The sequence below is a fragment of the Mesorhizobium sp. P160927 genome, from assembly GCF_057766385.1.
In genome coordinates this window covers 3,836,925-3,862,148 of record NZ_JBYMDW010000001.1, presented here as the reverse complement: position 1 = coordinate 3,862,148, position 25,224 = coordinate 3,836,925, and the positions used below count along the sequence as shown (strand labels likewise).

Sequence of the window (25,224 nt, the reverse complement as noted above, 5' to 3'; positions counted from 1 at the left end):
GTCTGGCCCCTGACCCCCAGCCTATTCCTCGGTCGGCATATGCAGGTACATCGACTGGATGCCGACCCTGCCCGGCCCGGTGAAGCGGTTGACGATGAAATTCAAGTTGGCACCGAAGAAGCCGCTCGACAGCCGATCGATCTTAGTCTCCATCCTGACCGAGGCATCCTTGAACAGCCAGCCGCCGGGCTCGATGTCTATGATCTCGCCCGGAGCGAGCGTCTTTTCAAAAACGTTGCCATAGCCGTGCAGCCAGACGATGCCGTCACCGGTATCGCCGCGAAACCGGTCGATGAAGAAGCCGCTCTGGCCGAACAGCATCGTCGCCAGGCCGCGTACGCGTTCGAACGTGTAGTCGATATTGCCGGTGGCGGCCAGAAACTGGTGCTCGCGGACCTGGATCTCCTCGCCTCGTCGCAGGTGAATCGGCACGATGTGACCCGGCCCATCACGGCTGAAGGCGATGATGCCCGCCCCCGACGCCTCGGTGACGAAGATCTGCATGCCGGCCATCATGCGCTTCAGCGCGCCCTTCAGCGATTTCAGACCGATGGTGATTGTGGAATTCTTCCACAGCAGGATGTGGTGCTCAAAATAGACAGGCATCCGCGTCACGTCGACGGAAAGCACGGGCACCAGTTCGCCCGCTATGTGATAGGTGACGCCACCAAAGGTTTCATCCGACACCTCGGTAGGCATCAGTTCCGGCAGACTTGGCATGGTTTCCCCCAAAGCCATCCCGCGTGTGTCGGTTTACTCGGGCTTCGCGCGGTTCGGCCTAGGTAGCTTGGTGCCGGACACCAGGGCCGTCAAACGAAAACAGACCTCGCGACGCGCGCTCGCGCGAAGGTGATCACGCCGCCACCGTGCTCAGGCTGCAAGTACCCGTTCATAGATCAGCGCCGGGATGGCAGAGCTGGCGGAGCCGCAATTCTCGGTGCGGCCGGCCTGGACGAAGCCGTTGGCCTGATAAAAGGCAACGGCGCGGGCGTCCTTCTCTTCCACTTCGAGCCGAATGCGGTGAGCTTCCGGAAAACTCTCGATGATCTCGTCGAGAAGCATGCCGCCGATACCGCGGCCCTGCAGCGAGGGAAGCACATAGAGCTGCCTGAGCATAACCACGCCGCCGCCATCGACGGCTTCGGCAAACGCCATGCCCCCAATGCGCTTGCCGTCATCGGCAACGAGGAACTCGCTGCTCGGCTTTACCAGCCTGGCCATCAATGAGGCGATGGAGTGCCATTCATTGGTGATTTCGGTGACCCGCTCAGCGCCATAAATGTCGTCATACGTCGCATGCCAGGTCTCGACCAGCAACGCCCGGACGGCTGCGAGGTCGCGATCCCCGGCGGTGCGAACGAACATGCTTTTACTCGATGCCCAGCTTGGCCTTGACGAGGTCGTTGACGGCCTGCGGATTGGCCTTGCCGCCAGTCGCCTTCATCACCTGGCCGACGAACCAGCCGGCCATGGTGGGCTTGGCGCGAGCCTGCTCGACCTTGTCGGGATTGGCCGCGATCACCTCGTCGACCGCCTTCTCGATGGCTCCGGTGTCGGTGACCTGCTTCATGCCACGGCTTTCGACCAGCTGGCGCGGATCCCCACCCTCGTTCCAGACGATATCGAACAGGTCCTTGGCGATCTTGCCGGAGATGGTGCCTTCCTTGATCAGGTCGATGACGGCGCCGAGCTCGTCGGGCGAAACCGGAGCGGATTCAATGTCCTTGCCGGCCTTGTTGAGAGCGCCCAGCAGATCGTTGATGACCCAGTTGGCGGCGAGCTTGCCGTCGCGACCGGCCGCCACCTTCTCGAAATAATCGGCGATCGGCTTTTCCGACACCAGGATCGCGGCGTCGTATGTAGAAAGGCCGAGCGAGGAGATCAGCCGCAGCTTCTTGTCATCTGGCAGTTCCGGCAATTCCTTGGCCAGCGTATCGACGTAGGCTTGGTCGAATTCCAGCGGCAGAAGATCGGGATCAGGGAAGTAGCGATAGTCGTGCGCCTCTTCCTTGGAGCGCATCGAGCGCGTCTCGCCCTTGACGGCGTCGAACAGCCGCGTTTCCTGGTCGATCTTGCCGCCATCCTCGATGATGGCGATCTGCCGGCGCGCCTCGTAGTCGATGGCCTGGCCGATGAAGCGGATCGAGTTCATGTTCTTGATTTCGCACCGGGTGCCGAATTCGCCACCTGGCCGGCGTACCGAGACATTGACGTCGGCGCGCAACGAGCCTTCGTCCATGTTGCCGTCGCAGGTGCCGAGATAGCGCATGATGGTCCGCAGCTTGGTCACATAGGCCTTGGCCTCATCACCGGAGCGCATGTCGGGTTTCGACACGATCTCCATCAGCGCCACGCCGGAGCGATTGAGGTCGACATAGGACATGGTCGGGTGCTGGTCGTGGATCGACTTGCCGGCATCCTGCTCCAGATGCAGGCGCTCGATGCCAACCTCGATGTCCTCGAACTCGCCCTGGCGGTCGGGGCCGACCGAGACGATCACCGTGCCCTCGCCGACGATCGGCTGTTTGAACTGCGAGATCTGGTAGCCCTGCGGCAGGTCCGGATAGAAATAATTTTTCCGGTCGAAGACCGACTTGTGGTTGATCTGTGCCTTAAGCCCCAGGCCGGTGCGGATCGCCTGCTTGACGCATTCCTCGTTGATGACGGGGAGCATGCCTGGCATTGCCGCATCGACAAGGCTGACATTGGCATTGGGCGCGGCACCGAAAGAGGTCGAAGCGCCGGAGAACAGCTTTGCTTCCGAGATGACCTGTGCGTGCACCTCGAGGCCGATGATGATCTCCCAGTCGCCGGTGGCGCCGGAGATCAGACGTTTTGCGTCAGGGGTACGAGTGTCGATAAGGGACATGACGGCCTACAAATTTGAACTTCGGAATATGCATGTAACGCATATTTTGGTTTGGAACTTCGCTAGTGCAAACTGTCTTGCGAGACAAGCGCAAAGCCTCAGTCTGATCTTCCCAGCCATTTTCGCCTACAGGACGCCAATCCCAATGGAGAGTGGATGTCCACTTCCGCTCAGTCCCGGACGCGCGGCGCTGTTGGGAACAGCGCATCCTGCACCTGCTCCCGCAGGTCGGACGCATTGAAATCGAAAAGAACGACAAGAGACGGATTGCCTCCGTCAAATGGGCCCCACCACATCACCGGCGCGGACTCGAATTCGTCCGCTCCGAACTCGACAAGAGGTTGTCCTGGCGTTGCCGGTCGGTCTCCGGCCGGCGGTTCCCTTCACCGCTCAGGCGGTGGCGATGTAGGCCCGGATTTCCTCGGCCTCGCGCTCGACGTCCTCGATGCGGCGCTTGACCACGTCGCCGATGGATACGATCCCATCGAGCAGACCATCCTTTTCCACCGGGAGATGGCGGAAACGGCCCCTGGTCATGATCTCCATCACCTCGTTGACGGTGTGGTTCTCGTTGCAGATCTTCACCTTTGGCGTCATCGCCGAACGCACTGCTATATCGAGCGCGGCACCGCCCTCCCTGGCAACCACGCGCACGATGTCGCGCTCCGAAAGGATGCCGACGATCTTGCGATCGCCATTGGTGATGACCAACGCGCCGATCCTGTGCTCGGCAAGGATGCGGATGGCTTCGCTCAGTTTTTCGTTCGGCCCGAGCGTCAACACGTCATGGCCTTTTTGCTCGAGAATGGCCTTAACCGTCATGGCGTCCTCCTCTACTTTGCCAACCGGTTCCTGCCCTGACCGGCTTCACATAAGAGTGAACATGGTGCGCCGTGATCGGTTGCATTTCAAGCCCGGTCGGAGGTCTCCCATTCGGGCGCTTGCCATACCCTGTCGAACCAGCGCAGGCCGAAGAAGCCCGCGACAAAGCCGCCAATATGGGCCTCCCAGGCGACTTGGCCGTCCACGCCCGGTGCGAAGCCGAGAAGGCCGGTGGCCAGATTGATGATCATCCACATGGCCAGGAAGATGACGACGCCGCGCGAGCGCAGCACGACCTTGACCGGCAGCACCGGGCCGGCGAAAGCAGCCTTGCCGGCCGAGCGGTCGGTGCGGAAACCAAAGCGCGCCGCAGCCCCCATCATGCCCGATATGGCGCCCGATGCGCCGACCAGCGGCGCTTCTCCGTACGGATGCATCGCCCAGAAGAGCGCCACCGACGCCAATCCGGTGGCGGCAAAGAACAACGCGAACCGAAGCGCGCCGAGACGATTGGCCAGCGGTGAGCCGAAGGCGGCAAGCCAGACCATGTTGATGGCGATATGGGCAAAGCCGCCATGCATGAAGGCATAGGTGAAAGGCCGCGTGAAAAGAAACCAGTCGAACCCGTACCTGCCGGTATAGAGGACCGGAATGAAAGCTCCGTCATAGAGTAGCGTCATCTGCTGGGCGTCGTTCAGCGCATATTGCTGCAGCAGGTAGACGACCGCACAGATGCCGATCACCGCCAGCACGATCGGCGGCAGATTGAACACCGGCTCACGCACTGGTGGCGGCATGGTCTCGGCCGGTTCGGACTCGGACGGATTTTGCGGTTCGCTCATCTGCAATCGCACTCGATGCTGGTTCGACTGGGCTGGTTCGACTGGGCTGGTCGACTGGGCTGGTTCGGTCTGGGCTGGTTCGGTCTGGGCTGGTTCGGTCTGGGCTGGTTCGGTCTGGCGAGCATCTAGATCACCGCCGATGGAACCGCAAACGGCGAATCGTCCCGCTCCGAATCAAAGGGGCGAATCGAAAAAGAAGCCGTCCAAGGTTTCCCCTGAACGGCCGGTCGAGCCCCTGCTCCCCTAGAACTCTTGACTGAAGTGCTGCCGATCGTCGCGAAACGACCGCTTCTGGAGTGGTTTTGGTGTGCCACGCGGCGGCCCAGGGCGCAACGTAAACCAGTTGTTAACCTTAACGGCCCCGACCCGTGAACAAGTGTTAACGACGCTGGCACGCTTCCTGCTCCCCAACGCATGTAGGTCATCGGAGGGCGCCCTTCTGTTCACCGATGGGACATCAGACGACAGAATGCGCGGAGCTTAGTAGTATGAACCAAAACGGATCGATCACGCTGTTCCACTATTGGAACCGCCTGCGTGACGGACGCCCCGCTCCGAAGCGATCGGAAGTCGAGCCGGCCGATATCAAGACGCTGCTGGCCGATACGTTCATCCTCGAAAAGGACACGCGTGGGCAACCTGTATTTCGCCTAGCCGGCACCAGGCTCTGCGCCTCCTACGGCCGCGAACTCAAGGGGTTCTCCTTCCCCTCGCTGTGGCGGGAGAAGGATCAGAGGCTGGTTTCGCGGCTCATTCACGGGGTTTTCGAGCAGAAATCGGTCGTGCTGATCACTTTCGAGGGCTTCAGCCGCAACGGCCGCTCCAACAAGTTCGAATTGCTCGCCTTGCCGCTTGACGGCGGCATCGAAAATCCACGCTGCCTCGGCGTGATCAGCGCCGTGGAGAAGCCGTTCTGGCTGGGCGCGGATCCGATCACCGATGCCTTGATCGATTCCATCCGCGTTATCGACCCGGAGAAGGAATTGCTGAGCGGCCGTCCCGCGATCAACGTTCCCTCGCTCGTTCCCGACGAGATCGAGGCGCCCGAAACGATCTCTGCGCTCGGTCGCGCCCGCCGCATCCGCCATCTCGTCGTCTTCGACGGCGGGCGGGAGGAATAGTTGACGATCGCATGGTCTTGCAGGCCCGTTTTTCCCCTTTGTTAACCCGATTTGTTGTAGTTCTCTGCTGAAATTCCTCGCATCCACGCGCGGGAATGCCAAACAGGGTGTAGGCAGTCATGAGGTCAGCGGCGGTCGACTACGCGCCGTCCCAAGCTGAAAGGCGTAACTTTCAGCGCGTCCGGGTCAAGATCTACGGACGATTCATGCTGGAGGACCGCACCGAGCACCCATGCCAGGTCGTGGACATGTCGCCCGGCAACGTGGCGCTCCGCACCGACCGCATCGGCATGCCCGGCGAGAAAGTCATCGCCTATATCGACCATATCGGCCGCATCGAGGGTGTGCTGACACGCACGCTGCCGGATGGCTTCGCAATGACGGTGATTGCGTCCGACCGCAAGAAGGACAAGCTCGCCGCACAGTTGACGTGGCTTGCCAACAAGCACGAACTCGACCTCCCGGAAGACCGCCGCCACGAGCGTGTCTCGCCCCGCAACCCGACCAGCGTGCTGCAGCTCACCGACGGTCGTCAGTATCAGTGCCGGATCATCGATCTGTCGCTGTCGGGCGCAGCGATCGAGATCGACGTGAAACCGGCGATCGGCGTCCAGGTCATGCTCGGCACGATGCGCGGACAGATCGTGCGGCATTTCGAAGATGGCGTCGCCATCGAATTCGCCGTCATCCAGCGCCCCGAAACGCTCGATTCCGAATTCAACACGCCGCGCTCCTGATTAGACAGCAAAGCATGCCCGTCATGCCGGCCCTCGCGGCCGGCTTTTTTTGATTTCGGGGGCGGCGGTCGATATGTCTGGATAGCAGGTCGCCATAGTCGGAAATGGTCCGCGCGAGGCCGAATTTGCCGAAAACCGGGCGCAGCAATCCAACCAATTCAATACTAAAATGATTCAAATTTTATGTTTATTCTATTGGCGTTTTACTTAAAATCTACTTCGGGCCTTTGCGTCGAATAAATCCAGATGTGGCACTGTCTCCTTCGAACGGGGAGACTGAACAATGAAAAAAACGAGGGGCAAGCTGTTGCTGATGGCAATGGCGATGCAGCTTTCCGCCTGGGGATCAGCATATGCCGCGGGACCGGCCTATATGCATACCGGCGGACGCACGACGCAGCCTGTTGGCCACTATGAATTCTGCCAACGCATCCCCGGCGAATGCAACGAGAAGACCCCCAAGGGGACGCCGGTCGACCTGAGCCGCAAGCTCTGGGCGACGATCGTCAGCATCAACAATTCGGTCAACACCCGCATCAAGCCGCGCACCGACATGGAAAACTACGGTGCAGAGGAATACTGGGCCTACCCGGACAATGGCTATGGCGATTGCGAGGACTACGCGCTGGAAAAGCGCCGCGAGTTGATGGATGCGGGCGTGCCGGCCGGCGACCTCTTGATGACGGTTGCGCGGCAGCCGAATGGTGACGGCCACGCGGTACTGACCGTGCGCACCAGCCTCGGCGAGTTCATCCTCGACAATCTTGAAACCAAGGTGCTGTCCTGGACGGACACCGACTATACCTATCTCAAGCGTCAATCGACGGAGAATTCCGGCGTTTGGATGACGATCAACGACGGCCGTTCCGACGCGGTCGCCAGCGTCCGCTGAGGACGCCAATGAGGTCAGGCGCGTTGCACGACGCGCTTACCGAGAAACCCGGTCGAGTCCCACCCTCCCCGTCCCCAACGACCGGGTCAAAGGAGCCGGCCCCGTCCCCGGGCCGGCTCCACCATTTTTGGCCGATTGCGCCGGCACATGAGCCGGCTTCCGTACTCCGCTTGCTTTCAGAATGCCGCAGGATCCTCGACTGTCGGTTCGTCGGCGGATATGGTTCCGACGTTCTCCGCACGAGATACGCTGGCCAAGCTGGCGAACGTCGAAAGCGCGCTAGTCACCAAAGGTGTCGCATGCCGACCGAACCCCGATCACCACGTCTTGCCGTTCTGATCGACGCCGACAACGCTTCCGCCAAGATTGCCGACGGTCTGTTCGAGGAGATCGCCAAGATAGGCGAGGCCAGAGTTCGTCGAATTTACGGCGACTTCTCAAGCGCCCGGTCGAAAGGGTGGGCCGACATCCTGTCCAAACACGCCATCATACCGCAGCAACAGTTTGCCTATACTGTCGGTAAGAATGCGTCAGATATCACTCTGGTGATCGACGCCATGGATCTTCTCCATAGCAGTCGCTTTGACGGCTTCTGTCTGGTTTCGTCCGACAGCGACTTCACGAGGCTTGCTGCCCGCATCCGCGAACAGGGCGTCGATGTGTTCGGCTTCGGCGAGCGGAAAACCCCAGAAAGCTTTCGGCAGGCATGTCGCCGTTTCATCTACACTGAAAATCTCCTGCGTGGCGCAATTAGCGTTCAGGATGCCGCACCGGCCACGAAGCCGCTCCAGTCGCCGAACGCCGCAACGCCGATCCTGAGGAAAGTTGTCGGTCAGATGGACAGCGAGGATGGCTGGGTGTCCCTGAGTAACTTTGGAAAGCAGCTCTTAAACCTCTTCTCGGATTTCGATCCCCGTACCTACGGTTTCGGGAAGCTGAGCGATCTGGTGCGGGAGACGGCTGCTTTCGAAATCGACAAGGCCAGCGGCGGAGCCATGCGAATACGCATCAACACCGCCCCCACAAAAAAAGGGAAAAACAAATCGGGGTGAGTTGGACCGGAACGCCTCTGCACGTGAGGATTCGCAGCGGCGTATCGTCTGCAATCCCGCACGAGTTGGGTCATTGCCATGCTGGAAATTCCGGAAGATCGATGCGAGCGCGATCGTCTGTTCAAGGCGATCGACGATGCCTTCAAGGCTGGCGACTTCGAGGCCCTCGGCACCGCCCTGAGCGGTTCGCCCCGCTGGTTCGACGAGCGCATGCCGTTTGAGCTCGGCCTTGGCCATCCGCTCGAATACGCGATCTACTGGAGCCCGCTTGCCTTCGTCGCGGCGCTGCTCGACGCCGGGTCGAGCCCAAACTACGACGATCATGCCGGATTTCCATCGATCATCGCGGCGCTGTCCACCGAGCGCGCGGACAAACTCGACATTATCCGCATCCTCATCGATCACGGCGCCGGTGCGGACATCCGAGGTGTCAACGACTGGACGCCGCTCCACCAAGCCGTGGCCATGCGAGACGCCGAGGCGATCCGCCTGCTTTTAGCCGCCGGCGCGGATCCCTCTTTGAGGACTCGCATCGACCACTACACGACAGCGCTGGAAGAAGCAGACATTGCAGGGTTCGAGGTGGGCGCGTCGCTGCTGCGGGCAGCTCTTGCGGAGCGCGCAACCGCCAACCGGGATTGATTGGCGCCGGTGGCCGACGGCATGCCCGGGCCGAGACCTCAAACCTTCGTCAGCCCCGCCTTGAACCTCTTGCCATTGGCGACATAGTGCGCGGCCGAGGCCCGCAGCCGCTCGACCGCCACGTCGTCCAGCACCCTGATCGCCTTGGCCGGCGAACCGACGATCAGCGAATTGTCCGGAAATTCCTTGCCTTCGGTGACCAGGGCGCCGGCACCGACGAGTGAATTCTTGCCGATCCTGGCGCCGTTGAGCACGATGGCGCCCATGCCGATCAGGCTGTTGTCACCAATCGTGCAGCCATGCAGCATGGCGCGATGGCCGATCGTACAGCCCTCTCCGACGGTCAGCGGAAAGCCGGGATCGGTGTGCATGACGGTATGTTCCTGCACATTGGTTTCGGCGCCGATGACGATGGGCTCGTTGTCACCCCTGATGACGACGCCGAACCAGAAGCCGGCATTGCGGCCGATCCTGATGTCGCCGATCAGCGTCGCATCGGGCGCGATCCAGTTCGAGTCCGCGTCGGCGAAGCTCGGCTCCGTTCCATCGATCGCATAAAGCGGCATTTTCGGTCTCCGATTCCCCTCAGGCCGGAAACCCTAGGAGACCGGTGGCCCAGGAAGCAATGGCAAGCACGACGATGCCCAGCGCCAGCGACCAGGCAATAGCGGTGCAGCCGCATGACAGGAGCGCCACTACCGAGATGCGGTTCGCCCGCCTGGCGTCAAGCGCATCGTTGACCAGCATGAACGGCCCGGCGCCCGCGGTGACAGCCAGCGAGCGCAACACATGGGCGGGCGACACATAGGGTTCGGTGAAGGCGACCTTGCGACCCGATACCAGCTCCATTGTCGAGCCCGCCAGACCGCAAACCGTCAGTCCGACGACAAAAGCGAACAGCAAGAGTTCCATCTGGGCCACGTTAACCCTCCATTTACCATGAAATCGCACAGTCGTTTCAGGAAGTCTGCAAGGGCCGTGCCGTGCGAAGTGTGCCGTCAAGGGACACTTCGACCGCGGGGATGGCCGATTGGCGGCGGAACGAGGACCGAGATGAAGCAGGCAGCGATCGCCGACGGCCCGAAACTGACCGTGGTCGATTCCATGCTGATGAAGCGGGTGTTCTACGCCTTCGCGGCTCTGGCCGTGTTGTCGATAGCCATCAGCCTCGGCGGCAAATGGTTCGGCCGTTCCATTGCCATGGCCGGCTACACCGACGACGCGACCGTGCGCGAAGTGGCGATCGGCAACAACGTCATCACCGTGCCGGCCAATTTCATCCGGTTCGAGCAGGCCCGGCGCGACAGCGTCGCCACGCGCCTCGACCTTTATATGCGCTATCCCCAGATGGACGGCTACAGCGAGGCGTCGCGTGATGATTTCAACCACGCCGGAACCGACAGGAACATCATTTTCCTGTCCTTCGAGCAGCAGATGATGTCGCGTGACATGAGCGGCCGGTTCGGGCCGATCTACAGCGCGCTCATCGTCCAGCCCGGCATTCCAGGCCCCGGCGGCACGACGGTCTACGGGTTCAATGAGAAATCAGGGTACCTGAATGAAGTGCTGGTCGTCGGCAAGCGCGCGGGCAACGACCCTTTCGTGGCCCGCTGCCTCAGCGGGCCGAGCGCCGGCGAATCGCTGGCGCCCTGCGAGCGGGACATCCATGTCGGGGATGATCTCAGCCTTACCTATCGCTTCCCAAGGGAATTCCTTGGCGACTGGCAGACGCTCGACGCGGCAATCATGGCCAAGGCGGGGCGGATCCTCAAAACCGGTCATTGACAGGCTGAAGAGGCCGGCCGCGCTCGATGCGGCCTGCCGTGGAATTGCGGGCTCAGGCCAGGTCGATGTCCAGGATCGCCATCGAGAAATTGTAGTCGCCGTCGTCCTCGTCCTTGAAGACGATGCCGAGGAATTCGTCACCGACATAGACCTCGGCCGAATCTTCCTTACGCGGCCGTGCCTTGACCTCAAGCTTGGGGTTCTGGAAGACGCGCTTGAAATAGGCGTCCAGCTTTCTGATTTCGTCCGGCTTCAACAGTCTTCTCCGATCATCGGCTTGCTCATTTGAACGGCGCTTCTGGCACGTCGACAATGGCGATGTAAAGGCAAGCCGGCCTTATTGCACCGGAAGCGGCAGCGCTGCCGGGCAGTCCTACGGGGCAAGTGCCGGCAAATCAGATATCGAAACTGATAACATGGTCCATCTTCTGCGACGGCAGAAGCTGGTCCATCTGGCGCGATGGCTGGTCGCAGCCGGTCTCGCCAACCACGCGGGCCGGCACGCCGGCTACCGTCTTGTTATGCGGCACAGGCGACAGCACTACCGATCCGGCGGCAATCTTGGAGCAATGGCCGATCTCGATGTTACCGAGAATCTTGGCGCCGGCGCCAATCAGCACGCCGTGGCGGATCTTGGGATGGCGGTCGCCGCCGGCCTTGCCGGTGCCGCCCAGCGTCACGCCATGCAGGATCGACACGTCGTCCTCGATAACCGCCGTCTCGCCGACGACGAGGCCGGTGGCGTGATCGATGAAGATGCCCTTGCCAATGCGCGCGGCCGGATTGATGTCGGTCTGGAAGACCGCGGACGAACGGCTCTGCAGGTAGAGCGCGAAATCCTTGCGGCCGTGGTTCCACAGCCAATGCGCAAGCCGGTGGGTCTGGATGGCATGAAAGCCCTTGAAATAGAGCACCGGCATGATGAACCGGTCGCAAGCCGGGTCGCGGTCATAATAGGCCTGGATGTCGACGCGCACCGTGGTCGGCCAGTCCTTGTCGTCGGCGAGCATCGACTTGAAGGTCTGGCGAATGAGATCGGAGCCGATATCCTGATGGGCAAGCCGCTCCGCGATCCTATGGATGACAGCCTCTTCCAGACTCTCCTGGTTGAGGATCGTGGAATAGAGGAACGCAGCCAACAAGGGGTCGCGGTTGACCGCTTCCATCGCTTCGTCGCGGATCGAACGCCAGATCGGATCGACCGGCTGCAACGCGCTTTGGCGGGAAATGCTGATGCTGTTCATCGACGTCTCGTCCTGCGTCCTGCTAGTCTGCCTGCCATCTGGCCGCACATATAAGCCAGTTCATAGCATGATTGAACTCAATTTTCCTTAGTGCTGTGTCAAATGGATTTGGTTCGCGGGAATTCAAGCAGCCATGGAAAACGAACCCTTGATCGACGATGACCTGAAAACCGAGCTTTCGGTCCTCTACAAGGGCGGCGATCGCCACTATCACAACCTCGCCCATATCGAGGCGATGCTGGCACTGGCCCGCGATTATCGAACCCTTCTAGACGACCGCGAAGCCGTCGAAGCGGCGATCTGGTTCCACGACGCCGTTTACGACAGCAGGGCCAAGGACAATGAAGCGCAAAGTGCCGCCCTTGCCGAGCAAAAGCTCGCCGGCCGCATCGATGCCGGTCGCCTGAGCCGCGTCAGCGCAATGATCCTCGCCACCGCCACGCACCAGTTGCCGCTGTTCGACGACGTTGCGGCGACGCGCGACGCCAGCTTGTTCCTCGACATGGATCTTTCGATCCTGGGTGCCGCACCGGATGCATTCGACGCTTATGAACGCGCGGTTCGCCGCGAATATGGCTGGGTGGAAGAGCCGATGTGGCGTGCCGGCCGCGGCGCGGTGCTGAAAAGCTTCCTTGCCCGCCCGCATATTTTTCACACGCAGGAGTTCCGGCAGCGCTTCGAGCCGCAGGCAAGGCTGAACATGGCGCGATCGCTGCAGGCCTTGACCTGATGTATCGATTTCGCCACCCGAGACGCTTCGTCCCCGAACGCCGGAGCCTCAGAGCGGATTTTCGGCGTAGAACTCCAGCACGCGCTGCTTGAAGGTCTTGTCCCCGACGGCCAGCATATGGTCCCTGCCCTCGATGTGGAAGGCCTTGGCGTTCGGCATCAGCGCCGCAAGCTCGTCCGGCGATCCGCCGATGTCGTCGGTGGTACCGACGGCGATCAGCGTCGGCTGGGCGATGCGGGCAATATCCTGCTCGTCAAGCAGTTCCCGTGAGGTGACGATGCAGGCGGCAAGCGCCCGGCGGTCACTGCGGGTCTGGTCGGCGAAGGCACGAAAAGAGCGACCACGCGGATGGGTGGTCGCGGCCGGATCCTCGGCCAGAAGGGCGGCAGCGATTGGATCCCAATCGCCTACCCCATCGATCATGCCGATGCCGAGGCCACCAAAGACCAGCGTCGCCACCTTGTCCGGGTCAGAAAGCGCCAGGAACGCCGCGATGCGCGCGCCCATCGAATAACCCATGACATGGGCGCGCTCGATGCCGAGATGACCGAGCAGGGCTGCCGCGTCCGAAGCCATTTTCGCCGGTGTATAATCGGCCTCCTCATAGCTCTTGGATGACGAGCCATGGCCGCGATTGTCGAAGGCGATGGCGCGGTAGCCGGCATCGTTGAGCGTCTTGAACCAGCCGGGCGACACCCAGTTGACATAATGACTCGACGCAAAGCCGTGGATCATGAGCACCGGATCGCCCTCGCCCGATGCCGGCTGGCGGTCGAGGAAGGCTAGATCGAACCCGTCATGAGAGAAAAACTGCATCGGCTACACCACCATTGGCACTCAGCCGCCGCCATTTGGCGCATCACCGTTGTCCGCCGGCGGCGCGCTCGGACCGACGACCGTGCCGATGGCCGGATGGCTCAACAGATTGCCATATTCGATGCCGTTCCTGGCGGCCATGCCGGCCTTGAGTTCAAGTACGAAACGCACGGGCACGCCGGGTGAAATGACGGCCTCGGACTGCGGTACGCCCTGCTTCACCGCACGAATCTTGCCGTCCTGACCAATAAAGATCAGGTCAAGCGGCAGCGGCGTGTTCTTCATCCAGAAGCCGACCTGTTGCTGGATCGGAAAGACGAACAGCATGCCATGGTCGTCCGCCATATCCTGGCGATACATCAGTCCGGCCTCCCGCTCCGCGTCGGTGTCGGCGACTTCAATGGAAAACGAGCGATCTCCGTTTTTCGTCGCCACAACCAGCGGCGCGGGATCGACGGGAAGGATCATCGCCCGGCCATCGGCCGCGCTGGGTACCTGGAAATAGAAAAACGCGGCAGCGGCGACCATGACGGCAGCCACGGCGCACATCACGCCCGCCGTCAGCCCGTTCCTGTGTGTCATATGAAATCCTCGGCCGGATCGCCCTAGTGCGAGACCGGCAAGGTGCCCATATCGGGGTGAATTTCGGCGGCCATAAGGCCTTTGTCACCGCGGCCGAAACGGACAAGCACGACTTGCCCCGGCCGAAGCTCGGTGATGCCGTAGCGGCGCAAGGTCTCCATGTGGACAAAAATGTCCTCGGTGCCCTCGCCGCGCGTCAGGAAGCCAAACCCCTTCGTGCGGTTAAACCATTTGACCAAAGCCCGTTCGAGCCCGCTCTCCGGCGTCACGGAGACGTGGGTGCGCTGTTCCTGCATTTCAGCGGGATGGACGGCGGTGGTGAGATCCATGGAAAGCACACGGAAAGCCTGCAGCCCGCGCTCACCTTGCTTGACCAGGCAGACCACGCGCGCGCCTTCAAGGGCAGTCTGGAAGCCGTCCCGTCGAAGGCAAGTCACATGGAGGAGGATATCGCCTGAAACACCGTCATCGGGGAGGATGAAGCCATAGCCCTTGGCCACATCGAACCACTTGATGGCGCCGGCAATCTCGGCCAGGTCGGCATCGCTGCCTTCGTCGCGCGTCAAAGCGTCGCCAAGGGTATTGGCCCGCCCCGTCAAAGAGGCCTTTTCCCCCATAAGAATGCCCCCTTTATTCAAGAACACCGCAATTGATTCTTGATACCAGATTAACACCGCGGCTTCCGGTGTGTGCAAGAGCTGACGTGCCTTTTTTCACGGTTCATTGCGGGAATACCGGATTTGTTCTTTGCCGGCACCGCTTGCGCCTCACGATTGCCCTTTGACCGGGCCGACCCTATGTTGCGCCGCAACTCAACAGATCGAGGAAAACACATGCGCTATCTGCACACCATGGTCCGCATCGCCGATGTCGATGCCTCGCTCGATTTCTACTGCAACAAGCTCGGCCTGAAGGAAGTTCGCCGCTATGAAAACGAGCAGGGCCGCTTCACGCTGATCTTCTTGGCGGCTTCGGAAGACGAGCAGAGCGGCATCGACGAGAAGGCGCCGCTGGTCGAACTCACCTACAATTGGGATCCGGAAGATTACAAGGGCGGGCGCAATTTCGGTCACCTCGCCTATGAGGTCGACGATATCTACGCTACTTGCCAGCATCTGATGGACAATGGCGTCACCATCAACCGGCCGCCACGCGACGGCAACATGGCTTTTATCAAGTCGCCGGACGGCATCTCCATCGAGCTTCTGCAGAAAGGCCCGGCCAAGGCCAAGGCAGAGCCGTGGGCATCGATGGCGAATACCGGAAGCTGGTAATCGGTCACCCTTTTCGAGTGGCCGGCGGCCACTCGATGGTGTTTGGTGAGGTTGTGCCTATCTATGCAGCTATGGCGCCTGCCCTGAAGAGTGGCGCCGCCTCGTCATCAGATTGAGCTTCGGAGAACCCTTCATGCCGACCAGCCATGCCAATGTCGCCACGGCCCATGCAAGCCGCTATCTGCAACAGCTGTGCAAGCATTGGGCCCACAAGTTTCCCGTCGAGTTCGACCCCAACCACGGCATCATCGACCTTTCACTCGGCCGTACGGTCATGGACGCCGACGGGGCAGCGCTGCACATCACGGTATCGACCAACGAGCCCGCTTCGATCGAGCGCCTCGAAAGCGTCGTTGCCGACCACATCAAGCGCTTTGCGTTCCGCGAAGAACTGGCCTTCGACTGGAAACGCGCCGAGGTGGCGTAGTTCGTTCATGCGTGTCGCCGCCGCGCATTTCCGGCGAGACGCATGGATCAATCGCTGCCGGACTTGCCCGCCATCTCCAGCAGCGCCAGCACCGAACGCCAATTGCGTGCCGTGCCCGGCACTTTCAACGTGCGCGGAATGAGGTTGGCGAACACCGATTTGCCGAGCCCGTCCGGCGCGCTGAGGTAGAGCACATCGCCCTTGACCTCGAAACGCTCGGGACCGGTGCACTTTTCCGCCAACCGCGCCACCTCGTCGGCGGTCGGCTCACGCTCCAGCGCATAGGCGTGGAGCTTTGTGTGATCGGCGGCAGCTTCCGGATACGGATTTTCGCGCACGAGCCTTTCGAACCATTCGAAATCGCGCACCATGATGCGCGAATGGAAACCCCATTTTGTCTCGAAAGCTGCCTCGATCCCTTTGGTCAGCGCGGCCGCGTCACCCTTGTCGGCCCGGAACACGACATTGCCGCTCTGAACATAGGTGGCGACATCGGAAAAGCCGAGATCCTCGAAGAAGGCCCGCAACTCCGCCATCTTGACGATGCGATTGCCGCCGACATTGATGCCGGAAAACAGGGCGATGAAGATCTTTCCGCTCATATGATGAACCCGGCCAATGTCTCGTTTTCGGTGATGTCCTGATACTGGACGCCCCCGGCCTCGAAATTTGCCTCGAGGAGATCGAAATTGCGCCGATCCTTGGTTTCGATACCGATCAGCACCGAGCCGAAATTGCGCGCCGACTTCTTCAGATATTCGAAGCGGGCGATGTCGTCATCCGGACCCAGCATGTCGAGGAAGTCACGCAGCGCGCCCGGCCGCTGCGGAAAGCGGATGATGAAGTATTTCTTCAGGCCCTCGAAGCGCAGCGCCCGTTCCTTGACGTCCGGCAGCCGCTCGAAATCGAAATTGCCCCCGGACACCACGGCGACGATGGTCTTGCCCCTGATCTCCTTCCTGGAAAAATCCTTCAGCGCGTCGATCGCCAGCGCGCCGGCGGGTTCCAGGACCACGCCTTCGATGTTGAGCATCTCGATCATGGTCGCGCAGAGCCGGTTTTCCGGGATGAGCCGCACGCTGTCGGCGGCAAACTCCTTGAGATATCGCAAAGGTTCGCGGCCGATCTCGGCGACCGCCGCGCCGTCGACGAAGTTGTCGACCTTGGCGAGCTTCAGCCGTTTTCCCGCAGCTAGGCTCTCGCGCAGGCTCGGCGCGCCAGCCGGCTCGCAGAAGACGAAACGCGCCTCGCGGCCCTGATCGGCGAAATAGTGCGTCACCCCGGCTGCGAGCCCGCCGCCACCCACCGGCAGCATGACGATGTCGGGCACGCGCCCGCCCGGCATCTGGTCCACGATCTCATAGGCGACCGTCGCCTGGCCCTCGATGATATCCTTGTGATCGAAGGGCGGCACCATGTGGGCACCGGATCTTTCGGTGAATTCGAAGGCGGCGCGGTAGCAGTCGTCGAAGAAATCGCCGACCTGCCTGATCTCGACGAAATCGCCGCCAAATAGCCTGGTCTTGTCGATCTTCTGCTGGGGCGTCGTCACCGGCATGAACACCACGCCTTTCTTGCCGAAATGGCGGCAGACGAAGGCGAAGCCCTGCGCGTGGTTGCCGGCGGACGCACACACAAACAGCTCGGCCTGGTTGCCTTCGCCAAGCGCCTTGCGGAAGAAGTTGAAGGCGCCACGGATCTTGTAGGAGCGCACGGGGCTCAAATCCTCGCGCTTCAGCAGCACGCGCGCGCCGGTCTTTTTCGACAGATAGTCATTTTCCTGCAGCGGCGTTTCCGGGAAGATCTGGCGGATCGCGGAGGCGGCGACGGCGACGCGCGAGGAAAAGCTGGTCATGGCAAGATCATCCCGGGATCGCCCGCGGGCGAGTTAGACGACAACCCTATTACACATCCGGCCCGGCAAGACCATTGCCCCGTCAGGCCTGTAACCGCAACGGCGGCTTCCCGAAATACTAGCAAGCACTTGGGGATGTTTGCTCATGCTTCTCCGTCGCGCGGGGTCGCGCATTGATGGACGCCGAAGTTCGACACCCGGCCGAGTTGCAGGTGCCGGTCTTGCGCGACGTTGTGGCGTTGCTGCCCGCTTTGGCTTTCGGGCAACACTGCGCCTGCCGTCGCGCGGCGCCGACCGCATTTTGGCTGGACACGACTTACTTCCGCCGCACTTCGCCTGCTGGGGAGATATCGCGGAGGGTGGATGGCCCTTTTTGGGCTCGAGTGGAATTTTTGACGTGCATTTGAAGACGATTTGCATTCTTGCGCTGACGCTGCTGATGGCGGGCTGCGGCGGCCGCAAAACCGAGGAACTGCTCGGCAGCGCGGTCATGTCCGCGCCGGTGACGGAAATCGCGGGCAACCACTCGATCTTCATTGCCACGACCCGCAAGCCCTCCGACGATCCAAACAAGGTTTTCGACGGCGAACGCTCGGCGACGCTGAACTACGCCCGGGTCAACATCACCGTTCCCGGTCTCCACCAGACGGGCCAGATCGAGCGGCGCTCGCGCGGCAAATCGAACGATCCGGCCAAGTATTTCATGGCTTCCGAAGTCGTCGGCTACGACACGCAGCCGAAATTCGCCAGCGCGATCAGCGCCGACATAGCGGCACGCGGCGGCCGCGTCATGGTCTTCGTCCACGGCTACAACACCGGCTTCGACGATGCCGTCTATCGCTTGACCCAGATCGTCCACGATTCCGGTTATCCGGGAACGCCGGTGCTGTTCTCGTGGGCCTCGGGAGCCAAGACCACCGACTATGTCTATGACAAGGAAAGTGCCAGTGCCGCCCGGGACCAGCTCGAAGTGACGTTGCGCATGCTGGCGCAGAGCGGCGCGCGGCGCATCGACATCGTCGCCCATTCGATGGGAACCTGGGTGACGATGGAGACACTGCGTCAGCTCGCCATCACCGGCGACCGCGACCTCGGCGGTAAGCTCGGCGATGTGGTGCTCGCCTCTCCCGACATCGACGTCGATGTGTTCAAGAGCCAGATGCGCCGCTATGGCAAGCCCGACAAGCCGTTCATCCTGCTGTTGTCGGATGACGATCGCGCGCTGAGACTGTCCGGCCTGATCGCCGGCTCGCGCCCACGCGTCGGCGACTACAAGGATGCCGCCGACCTTGCCTCCTATGGCGTGACGGTCGTCGATCTCTCCAAGGTCAAGGGCAGCGACAGCTTCAACCACACGAAATTCGCCGACAATCCGGCACTGGTGAAGATGATCGGCCAGCGGCTGCGCGAGGACGATGGTTTCGCCAGCGACCGGGACGTGACCGACCGCATCAGCCTGCTTGGACAGTAAAATGCGGCGCAGCGGATTTCGCCGTGCCTGTTCAGCATCGCCGAACGATTGGCCCACTTTGAACTGGACCGCGCCCGCCTCTGGCCTTATCGGAGTATCGATCGACGTCATGCGTTTGACGTCCCCCTATGCGGGAGCCGACGCGTGGCCTTGCGCTTGAAGAGTTTAGGTGTCGTCGCGGTCGCGCTGCTGGTCGCTGGCTGCGCCGGAAACACGCATGATCTGCTCAACAAGACGACGGTCACCGTACCGGCATCCGACATTGCGGCCACCCATGAGATATTTGTCGCCACCACCCGCCAGAAAGCGGTGAAGGACCCGCGACAGGTCTTCGACGGTGACCGTTCCCTGACCACCAGTTTCGCGCGGGTCGATGTCACGGTTCCGAAGAGCCATCAGGTCGGTAACATCGAGCGCGCCAAGGGTTCCGCCAACAGCAATCCGACCAAGGATTTTGCGGCCACGGATGTCACCTTCTACGAAGGCGCGCCGCAATTCGCCAAGGCGGTCGGCGCCGACATCGCCATGCGCGGCGACCGGGCGCTGGTTTTCGTGCATGGCTTCAACAATGGTTTCGACGACGGCATCTACCGGCTGACGCAGATCGCCCACGACACCAAATATCCGGGCACGCCGGTGCTGTTCTCATGGGCGTCGAGCGCCAAGACGACGGGCTACATCTACGACAAGGACAGTTCCACCGCCGCCCGTGACGATCTCGAGGCAACACTCAGGATGCTCGCCAAGACGCGCGTCAAGAGCATCGACATCATCGCCCATTCGATGGGAACCTGGCTGACGATGGAGGCGCTGCGCCAACTTGCCATTACCGGCGACCGCGATCTCGGCGGCAAGCTGGGTTATGTCATCCTTGCCTCACCGGACATTGATGTCGACGTGTTCAAGAAGCAGATGATCCGTTATGGCAAACCCGACAAGCCGTTCGCCGTGCTGCTTTCGGGCGACGACCGGGCGCTCAAATTGTCCTCGTTCATCTCCGGCGACAAACCGCGCGTCGGCGACTATGGCGATGCGGCCGATCTCGCCTCCTATGGCGTGTCGGTGGTCGATCTGACCAAAACGAAAGGCGGTGACGGCGGCCTCAACCACGCGAAGTTCGCCGACAACCCGTTCCTGGTGCAATTGCTGGGCGACCGGCTGCGCACGCCGGCCGGGCTCGCCGCGGACGAGAATCCGGCACAGCTCGCCAATATCGGCCAGGGCCTGGGAAAGGTCGTCGGCTCCGCCGCAGAAGTCATCATCACGACGCCGTTCAAGGTGCTGACCATCGCCACCGGCGGCTGAGCAGCCACGAGCGGACGACTGGTCTCAGACGAACAGATCGACTTTCTGGAACGTCGTCACGTCGATCAGCCCGACGTCGGAAATCCTGAGCTCGGGAATGACGACCAGCGCCAGCAGCGAGTGCTGCATGTAGGCGTTGTTCAGAGAACAGCCCATCTCGCGCATCGCCTCGGTCAGTTTCTCAGCCTTGGCGGCGACGATCTCGGCCCGCTCGTCGGACATCAGCCCGGCGATCGGCATTTCGACCAGCGCCAGTTCCTTGCCCCTGGAGAACAGCACGACGCCGCCGCCGACTTCACCCAGCCGGTTCACGGCCAGCGCCATATCCTGCTTGTTGGTGCCAACACAAATGATGTGATGGGCGTCATGGGCGACGCTGGAGGCCATGGCGCAATCGGCCATGTAACCGAAACCGGAGACGAAGGCATTGGTGACGCCACCCGTGCCCCTGTGTCGCTCGACCAGCGCGATCTGGCAGACATCGTTGCGGCGATCCATCGCGACCAGCCCATCCTCGACCGGCAGATCGGCCTCCAGAGCCCGCGTGGGTGCCTGGTTCTCGATGACGCCGATCACCCGCACCCGCACTTCGTTGGCGCCCTTGGGTGCCGCGATATCGAAATCACCGGCCTTGAGTTTCTTGCCCAACTTGACGGTGTTCTTCGCCGACTCCGGATAGTCGTAGGCCGGGATATCGATGTCGAGCTTGCCGCCCTTGGCCAGCCTGACGCCGCGCGCATAGACCTCGTCGATGCTCATTGCGGTGAGATCGGAAACGACCAGCAGGTCGGCCAACCGCCCCGGCGCGATCGAACCGATCTCGCGTTCCAGTTTGAAATGCTGAGCGGTGTTGAGCGTTGCCATCTGGATCGCGGTCACCGGCTTCAGCCCCTGTTGGATGGCGTGGCGCACCACTCGGTCCATGTGGCCTTCCTGGACAAGCGTGCCGGAGTGGCTGTCGTCGGTGCACAGGATGAAATTGCGCGGATCGATGCCGCTCTCCGTCACCGCCTTGATCTGGGAAGCAACGTCATACCAGGCCGAGCCCAGCCGCAGCATCGCCTTCATGCCCTGGCGCACGCGGGCGATGGCGTCCTCGGCACGCGTGCCTTCGTGATCGTCCTCGGGTCCGCCGGCGACATAGCCGTGGAACGGCAAGCCAAGGTCGCGCGAGGCATAGTGGCCGCCAACCGTCTTGCCTGCACGAACCGTCGCGGCGATCTCGCCCGACATGACAGGATCATTGGCGGCGACGCCTGGAAAATTCATCACCTCGCCAAGTCCGATGATGTTGTCCCAAGTCATTGCCTCGGCAACGTCGGCAACGGTCAGCTCGGCGCCGGCATGCTCCAGCCCCGGCGCCGACGGCACGCAGGACGGCATCTGAACATGCACGTTGATGGGCAGGGCCACAGCCTCGTCATGCATCAGCCGCACCCCCGGCAGGCCCAGCACATTGGCGATCTCGTGCGGATCGATGAACATCGAGGTGGTGCCGTGCGGGATGACGGCGCGGCAGAATTCGGTGACCGTCACCATGCCGCTCTCGACATGCATGTGCGCGTCGCATAGGCCGGGCACGAGGTAGCGCCCGCCGGCGTCGGCCACCTTGGTGCCCTGCCCGATCGTGTGGCTGGCATTCGGCCCGCAATAGGCGAAGCGGCCGCCTGATATGGCGATGTCGGTGCCGGCGATGATCTCGCCCGAATGGACGTTCACCCAGCGCCCATTGCGGATCACCAGATCGGCGGGTTTGCGGCCCATCGCGACGTCGACCAGATCGGTCGCCATTTCGGTCCACGGTTTGGGTTTTGTCGCGCGGACAAGCGGCTTCCTGATCATCAAAGGCTCCTGTTTGTCCGACTGTGCCAAGCCGACGGCGTTTTGGCCAGCGAGGAAGAATGGATTTGCCTGGAGATTGCCGGATTACTCGGATTTCACGTCGACTTCGACCTTGGCGTCGCCGGCTGAAATCCGCTCGGCGATACGCTCGACCTCGCCCGGCTTGAATGTGCCGCTGACCATGATCTCGCCGCCGCGTATCGGCTCCACGATGCGCGGCGACATCATCACGGCGCCGTCGATGCTGAGATCGACAATCTTGCCGACATTTGCCCCCGTAAACCTGGCAAAGGCTTTGCCGCTGTCGGGAGTGAGTTTCAGGCTAAGCATGGCCTGCCCCGAGACAGAATCGGGAACGGCCACGGCTCTGGCAATGATGAGCGTCAATGGTTCGGCCACCGCGGTCTGACCGACCAGCACCGTCGCGACGGCCGCGACCAAGCGGAACAAGATGCGCATGGAGGATCCTCTCACGATGGCGGTCTGTTTCGCACGAGGCGCGCGCCACCGCAATCGCGGCGGGACGCTACCCGCCAACGCCTCGAGACCCGCGAGGACGCTAACCACCTTTGCAGAAATCCGATTCCGTTTTGCCGCAAATCCGGTTAGGCTCCGAGCACGATCTTTGACTCTTCTCGGTGAGTTCGATGCATCGCCTGATGGTCGCGAGTGCCGGTCTTCTTGCCCTGTCCGTGCCGGCATTTGCCGCCGACGCGACATTCGATGTGCCGATGACCGCGCCTGGGTTCGACTGGACCGGCTACTATGCGGGCCTGCAGGCAGGATATGGCTGGGGCCGCTCCGAGATCACCACGACGGAAGGCGCGCCATTTTCCATCACGCCGGACGTCGACGGCGGGTTCGTCGGCGGCCATGTCGCAGGCCTCTGGCAGTTCGATCAGGCAGTGCTGGGCGCCGAGGCGGACCTCAACTATTCCTCGGTCGACGGCACGGCGCAATCGGGCCTGGGAGATACATTCGGCGCCGACATCAAGTGGTTCGGGTCGGTCAACGCCAAGGCCGGCTTCGCCATGGACCGCCTGCTGGTCTATGGCATCGGCGGCATTGCCTTTGCCGGCATCGAGACGTCGCAGAGCTCGGGGCCAGGGTTTGACAACACCGGCTCAAATGTCGGCTGGACCGTCGGCGCAGGAGTCGACTACGCGCTGACCGACAAGTTCGTCGTCGGCGCGCAATATCGCTACTATGACTTCGGCTCAGAGAACCACGAGGCGCCAGCCCCCTTCAACGATCGCGATCAGAGCGTGAAACTGAACACGGTCGGCATCAATCTCAGCTACAAATTCTGAACGTAGTTCCCGGATGACTTCTGAACGTAGTCCTTGGGTGACTTTTTCGGCCCTGGCTTACAACGGCCGCGGTTATCTGCTGGAAGGGGGCGGCCGGCGCCCCCAAGTGGGCGGGGGGATGGGTTGGCCTGAGAGGCGCCGGCCTTAGGCGGATCAGATCCGCCACGCAGATATTTACCGATGTCCGCGGCGCGGATAATTCCGTGATCGCGCCAGTATCGTTATGCCACCTCCTCTGGGTTGCGCGTTCGGCCACAGTAGGACACGACTTGACGGCTGTGACATCTGAAGACGGCTGGCCTGCGGACGTGGTGGAATTGGGAAGACGCAAGGGACTTAAAAATGTCCCACGCGTCCACTGCAACGTTTTGAGTTGTTTACCTTGGCAGCCTACCTTGCCTCTGCACTTCCTGAGTTGCGACGGTTTTCAACCTCAGTTTTTGCCGTGCCAACTCTAGACATCCTAGATTGCCGTCGTGCCGTGATGCGTTCGATCTCATGGGTAGCATGGTGCGGGCGGCGGGACTTGAACCCGCATGGCCGAGGCCTCCGGATTTTAAGTCCGGTGTGTATACCAATTTCACCACGCCCGCAGTGCCCGCACATGTACGCGTGGTACGGGATTTTGCAAAGAGCATGGGGCGTGCTGGCGCACTTGATTGTCCGGGTCATTGAGCGGGAGGCCTCGCCGAAAAACAGACTTAAAGTCCCCGATCTCTGATCGTGCGGGTTCGGTTCCCGTTGTCCGCGCCAGAAAGGTCTTCAAATTTGTTTGGATTTTCTCTGTTGAACCGCAGCAACGTCATTTAGCCGGCGTGGCCACTGCGGGTCACTGCTGTAACTCGGACAGCGCCCTCTCCATCGGGGCCATTGAAATCTGGATCGGGCCGGAAAAAGCCACGTCCATGTCGAAGATCAGGTAGATCGCCCCGGCAACCAAAGCCGCCGATACCGCGTAGGTCGAAATGGTGATCGTATTGCGTGGCGCCCTGAAGCCGAAGCTGGCGAAGATCAGCACCAGCCAGGTAACCAGGAGCGTGATCAGAGGCACCGGGATCGTGCCCTCCGACTGCTCGATCAGCACCCAGCGCAACTCCAGCACTTTCTGCAGATGCTGGCGGGCGTCCTGCACAACGAAGCCATGCGCATCGTCGGCCGGCGCCAGCGCACTCAGCCGGGTGCCGATTTCCGCCAGCAACTGTTCAGAGAGCCGGTTGGCGGCGATCAGCGTCTCGCCGGTGGGCGAAGAATCACCCGCCACGCGCTGCACATAGACGACCAGCGGCTGGCGTACCGTGTCGGTTTGCGGGCCATATTGGCGCAAGGTCCTGTCGAGAAGAATCAATTCGGTCGCATAGGCGTGCACGTTGCGGTCGATCGATTCGAAGGTGTTCCTGGCCGAGTTGATCATCAGGCCGAGCATCAGCGAGGTCATGACCCCGAACAGGTTCGCGGCGTGCCGAACCACGGTGTTCGTGTCGTCGTCGCGATGTTTGGCAGACAATTTTGGCCATATCGCCGTGCTGGCGAGCGCGGCCACCGTCAGGCATAGGAAGATTACCATTGCGATGAAAGCTTCGCGCATGCCGCTCATTCCGATTGGCAA

Annotated in this window: 29 protein-coding genes and 1 tRNA gene; 12 read left to right on the top strand and 18 right to left on the bottom strand. The window is 61.6% G+C overall.

Annotation, left to right across the window (positions count from 1 at the left end; all coding sequences use genetic code 11):
- Nucleotides 1–21 precede the first annotated feature (21 nt).
- The 5 genes from AC3CB8_RS18800 to AC3CB8_RS18780 all read right to left on the bottom strand — a co-directional run bounded on the left by AC3CB8_RS18800 (nt 22) and on the right by AC3CB8_RS18780 (nt 4,533).
- Entirely contained in the window at nt 22–720 is a 699-nt protein-coding gene (locus AC3CB8_RS18800; RefSeq protein ID WP_023773094.1) for an AIM24 family protein, read from the bottom strand.
- A 150-nt stretch (nt 721–870) separates the two neighbouring features.
- The gene (locus AC3CB8_RS18795; protein ID WP_023783922.1) at nt 871–1,365 is read right to left on the bottom strand and encodes a GNAT family N-acetyltransferase; all 495 of its coding nucleotides are present in this window, start codon (nt 1,363–1,365) and stop codon (nt 871–873) included.
- A gap of 4 nt (nt 1,366–1,369) precedes the next feature.
- On the bottom strand, nt 1,370–2,869 hold the full coding sequence (gatB, locus tag AC3CB8_RS18790) for an Asp-tRNA(Asn)/Glu-tRNA(Gln) amidotransferase subunit GatB (protein ID WP_352563162.1): 1,500 nt from the start codon (nt 2,867–2,869) through the stop codon (nt 1,370–1,372).
- Between the two features lie 390 nt (nt 2,870–3,259).
- Nucleotides 3,260–3,691, bottom strand: a complete 432-nt coding sequence (locus AC3CB8_RS18785; protein ID WP_015318050.1) for a CBS domain-containing protein — start codon at nt 3,689–3,691, stop codon at nt 3,260–3,262.
- Between the two features lie 86 nt (nt 3,692–3,777).
- A complete protein-coding gene (locus AC3CB8_RS18780) occupies nt 3,778–4,533 on the bottom strand; it encodes a rhomboid family intramembrane serine protease (RefSeq protein WP_023783921.1) in 756 nt (251 codons plus the stop codon).
- A 488-nt stretch (nt 4,534–5,021) separates the two neighbouring features.
- Here AC3CB8_RS18780 and AC3CB8_RS18775 point away from each other — a divergent pair, with 488 nt between their 5' ends.
- From AC3CB8_RS18775 to AC3CB8_RS18755, 5 genes are all read left to right on the top strand, one after another.
- On the top strand, nt 5,022–5,654 hold the full coding sequence (locus AC3CB8_RS18775; protein WP_023783919.1) for a PAS domain-containing protein: 633 nt from the start codon (nt 5,022–5,024) through the stop codon (nt 5,652–5,654).
- 119 nt (nt 5,655–5,773) lie between these two features.
- Complete coding sequence (locus tag AC3CB8_RS18770) at nt 5,774–6,391, top strand: PilZ domain-containing protein (RefSeq protein ID WP_023773099.1); 618 nt, start codon at nt 5,774–5,776, stop codon at nt 6,389–6,391.
- A 283-nt stretch (nt 6,392–6,674) separates the two neighbouring features.
- On the top strand, nt 6,675–7,283 hold the full coding sequence (locus AC3CB8_RS18765; RefSeq protein ID WP_023773100.1) for a transglutaminase-like cysteine peptidase: 609 nt from the start codon (nt 6,675–6,677) through the stop codon (nt 7,281–7,283).
- Nucleotides 7,284–7,582: 299 nt separating this feature from the next.
- The gene (locus AC3CB8_RS18760) at nt 7,583–8,335 is read left to right on the top strand and encodes an NYN domain-containing protein (protein ID WP_352563161.1); all 753 of its coding nucleotides are present in this window, start codon (nt 7,583–7,585) and stop codon (nt 8,333–8,335) included.
- Nucleotides 8,336–8,413: 78 nt separating this feature from the next.
- Nucleotides 8,414–8,977: an ankyrin repeat domain-containing protein gene (locus tag AC3CB8_RS18755; RefSeq protein ID WP_352563160.1), complete on the top strand. Its 564-nt coding sequence runs from the start codon at nt 8,414–8,416 to the stop codon at nt 8,975–8,977.
- A gap of 38 nt (nt 8,978–9,015) precedes the next feature.
- Here AC3CB8_RS18755 and AC3CB8_RS18750 read toward each other — a convergent pair whose 3' ends face one another.
- Both AC3CB8_RS18750 and AC3CB8_RS18745 read right to left on the bottom strand, forming a co-directional pair.
- Nucleotides 9,016–9,543, bottom strand: a complete 528-nt coding sequence (locus AC3CB8_RS18750; protein WP_352563159.1) for a gamma carbonic anhydrase family protein — start codon at nt 9,541–9,543, stop codon at nt 9,016–9,018.
- Between the two features lie 19 nt (nt 9,544–9,562).
- Entirely contained in the window at nt 9,563–9,889 is a 327-nt protein-coding gene (locus tag AC3CB8_RS18745) for a DUF6949 family protein (RefSeq protein ID WP_031248088.1), read from the bottom strand.
- Between the two features lie 141 nt (nt 9,890–10,030).
- Between AC3CB8_RS18745 and AC3CB8_RS18740 the strand changes: the two genes are divergently transcribed.
- Nucleotides 10,031–10,762 (top strand): hypothetical protein, encoded by a 732-nt coding sequence (locus AC3CB8_RS18740; protein WP_023795127.1) that lies wholly within the window; start codon nt 10,031–10,033, stop codon nt 10,760–10,762.
- A gap of 52 nt (nt 10,763–10,814) precedes the next feature.
- On the opposite strand, the gene AC3CB8_RS18735 is transcribed toward AC3CB8_RS18740, so the two are convergent.
- Together AC3CB8_RS18735 and cysE are read right to left on the bottom strand one after the other, a co-directional pair.
- Entirely contained in the window at nt 10,815–11,018 is a 204-nt protein-coding gene (locus tag AC3CB8_RS18735; RefSeq protein WP_006200852.1) for a DUF3126 family protein, read from the bottom strand.
- A gap of 139 nt (nt 11,019–11,157) precedes the next feature.
- Nucleotides 11,158–12,006, bottom strand: coding sequence for a serine O-acetyltransferase (gene cysE / locus AC3CB8_RS18730; protein WP_015318060.1), 849 nt, complete (start codon nt 12,004–12,006; stop codon nt 11,158–11,160).
- Nucleotides 12,007–12,139: 133 nt separating this feature from the next.
- Here cysE and AC3CB8_RS18725 point away from each other — a divergent pair, with 133 nt between their 5' ends.
- Nucleotides 12,140–12,736: an HD domain-containing protein gene (locus AC3CB8_RS18725; RefSeq protein WP_023773104.1), complete on the top strand. Its 597-nt coding sequence runs from the start codon at nt 12,140–12,142 to the stop codon at nt 12,734–12,736.
- Between the two features lie 48 nt (nt 12,737–12,784).
- On the opposite strand, the gene AC3CB8_RS18720 is transcribed toward AC3CB8_RS18725, so the two are convergent.
- Genes AC3CB8_RS18720 through AC3CB8_RS18710 form a run of 3 tightly spaced genes read right to left on the bottom strand, consistent with a single transcriptional unit; the run spans nt 12,785 to nt 14,751 of the window.
- Nucleotides 12,785–13,552: an alpha/beta fold hydrolase gene (locus AC3CB8_RS18720; RefSeq protein ID WP_023773105.1), complete on the bottom strand. Its 768-nt coding sequence runs from the start codon at nt 13,550–13,552 to the stop codon at nt 12,785–12,787.
- 21 nt (nt 13,553–13,573) lie between these two features.
- A complete protein-coding gene (locus tag AC3CB8_RS18715) occupies nt 13,574–14,134 on the bottom strand; it encodes a DUF192 domain-containing protein (RefSeq protein WP_023773106.1) in 561 nt (186 codons plus the stop codon).
- Nucleotides 14,135–14,157: 23 nt separating this feature from the next.
- Nucleotides 14,158–14,751, bottom strand: coding sequence for a cold-shock protein (locus tag AC3CB8_RS18710; protein ID WP_032922500.1), 594 nt, complete (start codon nt 14,749–14,751; stop codon nt 14,158–14,160).
- Between the two features lie 216 nt (nt 14,752–14,967).
- On the opposite strand from AC3CB8_RS18710, the gene gloA reads away from it, so the two are divergent.
- Nucleotides 14,968–15,408, top strand: a complete 441-nt coding sequence (gloA, locus tag AC3CB8_RS18705) for a lactoylglutathione lyase (protein WP_023773107.1) — start codon at nt 14,968–14,970, stop codon at nt 15,406–15,408.
- Nucleotides 15,409–15,541: 133 nt separating this feature from the next.
- Nucleotides 15,542–15,835 carry a DUF2218 domain-containing protein gene (locus AC3CB8_RS18700; protein WP_023773108.1) on the top strand — a complete coding sequence of 98 codons (294 nt, stop codon included), beginning with the start codon at nt 15,542–15,544 and terminating at the stop codon, nt 15,833–15,835.
- A 47-nt stretch (nt 15,836–15,882) separates the two neighbouring features.
- Here AC3CB8_RS18700 and AC3CB8_RS18695 read toward each other — a convergent pair whose 3' ends face one another.
- Together AC3CB8_RS18695 and ilvA are read right to left on the bottom strand one after the other, a co-directional pair.
- Nucleotides 15,883–16,437: a DUF1697 domain-containing protein gene (locus AC3CB8_RS18695; protein ID WP_352595803.1), complete on the bottom strand. Its 555-nt coding sequence runs from the start codon at nt 16,435–16,437 to the stop codon at nt 15,883–15,885.
- Entirely contained in the window at nt 16,434–17,690 is a 1,257-nt protein-coding gene (gene ilvA / locus AC3CB8_RS18690; protein WP_352595801.1) for a threonine ammonia-lyase IlvA, read from the bottom strand. Before ilvA ends, AC3CB8_RS18695 begins: the two co-directional genes overlap by 4 nt.
- 439 nt (nt 17,691–18,129) lie before the next feature.
- Between ilvA and AC3CB8_RS18685 the strand changes: the two genes are divergently transcribed.
- Both AC3CB8_RS18685 and AC3CB8_RS18680 read left to right on the top strand, forming a co-directional pair.
- The gene (locus AC3CB8_RS18685) at nt 18,130–19,161 is read left to right on the top strand and encodes an alpha/beta hydrolase (protein WP_352563185.1); all 1,032 of its coding nucleotides are present in this window, start codon (nt 18,130–18,132) and stop codon (nt 19,159–19,161) included.
- 144 nt (nt 19,162–19,305) lie between these two features.
- Nucleotides 19,306–20,466: an alpha/beta hydrolase gene (locus tag AC3CB8_RS18680; RefSeq protein ID WP_023773112.1), complete on the top strand. Its 1,161-nt coding sequence runs from the start codon at nt 19,306–19,308 to the stop codon at nt 20,464–20,466.
- Between the two features lie 24 nt (nt 20,467–20,490).
- Here the strand turns inward: AC3CB8_RS18680 and ade are convergent, their stop codons facing one another.
- Complete coding sequence (gene ade, locus AC3CB8_RS18675; protein WP_352563156.1) at nt 20,491–22,308, bottom strand: adenine deaminase; 1,818 nt, start codon at nt 22,306–22,308, stop codon at nt 20,491–20,493.
- Between the two features lie 84 nt (nt 22,309–22,392).
- Nucleotides 22,393–22,767 (bottom strand): SecDF P1 head subdomain-containing protein, encoded by a 375-nt coding sequence (locus tag AC3CB8_RS18670; RefSeq protein ID WP_023773114.1) that lies wholly within the window; start codon nt 22,765–22,767, stop codon nt 22,393–22,395.
- A gap of 188 nt (nt 22,768–22,955) precedes the next feature.
- Here AC3CB8_RS18670 and AC3CB8_RS18665 point away from each other — a divergent pair, with 188 nt between their 5' ends.
- Nucleotides 22,956–23,618, top strand: coding sequence for an outer membrane protein (locus tag AC3CB8_RS18665; protein ID WP_352563155.1), 663 nt, complete (start codon nt 22,956–22,958; stop codon nt 23,616–23,618).
- 508 nt (nt 23,619–24,126) lie between these two features.
- Here AC3CB8_RS18665 and AC3CB8_RS18660 read toward each other — a convergent pair.
- Nucleotides 24,127–24,211, bottom strand: a tRNA-Leu gene (locus AC3CB8_RS18660).
- A gap of 236 nt (nt 24,212–24,447) precedes the next feature.
- On the bottom strand, nt 24,448–25,203 hold the full coding sequence (locus AC3CB8_RS18655; RefSeq protein WP_023783908.1) for a bestrophin-like domain: 756 nt from the start codon (nt 25,201–25,203) through the stop codon (nt 24,448–24,450).
- Nucleotides 25,204–25,224 lie beyond the last annotated feature (21 nt).

Bases quoted from the DNA above. Each gene is read 5' to 3' on its own strand.
- AC3CB8_RS18800 (WP_023773094.1), bottom strand. From the start codon at position 720: ATGCCAAGTCTGCCGGAACTGATGCCTACCGAGGTGTCGGATGAAACC.
- AC3CB8_RS18795 (WP_023783922.1), bottom strand. From the start codon at position 1,365: ATGTTCGTTCGCACCGCCGGGGATCGCGACCTCGCAGCCGTCCGGGCG.
- gatB (WP_352563162.1), bottom strand. From the start codon at position 2,869: ATGTCCCTTATCGACACTCGTACCCCTGACGCAAAACGTCTGATCTCC.
- AC3CB8_RS18785 (WP_015318050.1), bottom strand. From the start codon at position 3,691: ATGACGGTTAAGGCCATTCTCGAGCAAAAAGGCCATGACGTGTTGACG.
- AC3CB8_RS18780 (WP_023783921.1), bottom strand. From the start codon at position 4,533: ATGAGCGAACCGCAAAATCCGTCCGAGTCCGAACCGGCCGAGACCATG.
- AC3CB8_RS18775 (WP_023783919.1), top strand. From the start codon at position 5,022: ATGAACCAAAACGGATCGATCACGCTGTTCCACTATTGGAACCGCCTG.
- AC3CB8_RS18770 (WP_023773099.1), top strand. From the start codon at position 5,774: ATGAGGTCAGCGGCGGTCGACTACGCGCCGTCCCAAGCTGAAAGGCGT.
- AC3CB8_RS18765 (WP_023773100.1), top strand. From the start codon at position 6,675: ATGAAAAAAACGAGGGGCAAGCTGTTGCTGATGGCAATGGCGATGCAG.
- AC3CB8_RS18760 (WP_352563161.1), top strand. From the start codon at position 7,583: ATGCCGACCGAACCCCGATCACCACGTCTTGCCGTTCTGATCGACGCC.
- AC3CB8_RS18755 (WP_352563160.1), top strand. From the start codon at position 8,414: ATGCTGGAAATTCCGGAAGATCGATGCGAGCGCGATCGTCTGTTCAAG.
- AC3CB8_RS18750 (WP_352563159.1), bottom strand. From the start codon at position 9,543: ATGCCGCTTTATGCGATCGATGGAACGGAGCCGAGCTTCGCCGACGCG.
- AC3CB8_RS18745 (WP_031248088.1), bottom strand. From the start codon at position 9,889: ATGGAACTCTTGCTGTTCGCTTTTGTCGTCGGACTGACGGTTTGCGGT.
- AC3CB8_RS18740 (WP_023795127.1), top strand. From the start codon at position 10,031: ATGAAGCAGGCAGCGATCGCCGACGGCCCGAAACTGACCGTGGTCGAT.
- cysE (WP_015318060.1), bottom strand. From the start codon at position 12,006: ATGAACAGCATCAGCATTTCCCGCCAAAGCGCGTTGCAGCCGGTCGAT.
- AC3CB8_RS18725 (WP_023773104.1), top strand. From the start codon at position 12,140: ATGGAAAACGAACCCTTGATCGACGATGACCTGAAAACCGAGCTTTCG.
- AC3CB8_RS18720 (WP_023773105.1), bottom strand. From the start codon at position 13,552: ATGCAGTTTTTCTCTCATGACGGGTTCGATCTAGCCTTCCTCGACCGC.
- AC3CB8_RS18715 (WP_023773106.1), bottom strand. From the start codon at position 14,134: ATGACACACAGGAACGGGCTGACGGCGGGCGTGATGTGCGCCGTGGCT.
- AC3CB8_RS18710 (WP_032922500.1), bottom strand. From the start codon at position 14,751: ATGGGGGAAAAGGCCTCTTTGACGGGGCGGGCCAATACCCTTGGCGAC.
- gloA (WP_023773107.1), top strand. From the start codon at position 14,968: ATGCGCTATCTGCACACCATGGTCCGCATCGCCGATGTCGATGCCTCG.
- AC3CB8_RS18700 (WP_023773108.1), top strand. From the start codon at position 15,542: ATGCCGACCAGCCATGCCAATGTCGCCACGGCCCATGCAAGCCGCTAT.
- AC3CB8_RS18695 (WP_352595803.1), bottom strand. From the start codon at position 16,437: ATGAGCGGAAAGATCTTCATCGCCCTGTTTTCCGGCATCAATGTCGGC.
- ilvA (WP_352595801.1), bottom strand. From the start codon at position 17,690: ATGACCAGCTTTTCCTCGCGCGTCGCCGTCGCCGCCTCCGCGATCCGC.
- AC3CB8_RS18685 (WP_352563185.1), top strand. From the start codon at position 18,130: ATGGCGGGCTGCGGCGGCCGCAAAACCGAGGAACTGCTCGGCAGCGCG.
- ade (WP_352563156.1), bottom strand. From the start codon at position 22,308: ATGATCAGGAAGCCGCTTGTCCGCGCGACAAAACCCAAACCGTGGACC.
- AC3CB8_RS18670 (WP_023773114.1), bottom strand. From the start codon at position 22,767: ATGCGCATCTTGTTCCGCTTGGTCGCGGCCGTCGCGACGGTGCTGGTC.
- AC3CB8_RS18665 (WP_352563155.1), top strand. From the start codon at position 22,956: ATGCATCGCCTGATGGTCGCGAGTGCCGGTCTTCTTGCCCTGTCCGTG.
- AC3CB8_RS18655 (WP_023783908.1), bottom strand. From the start codon at position 25,203: ATGCGCGAAGCTTTCATCGCAATGGTAATCTTCCTATGCCTGACGGTG.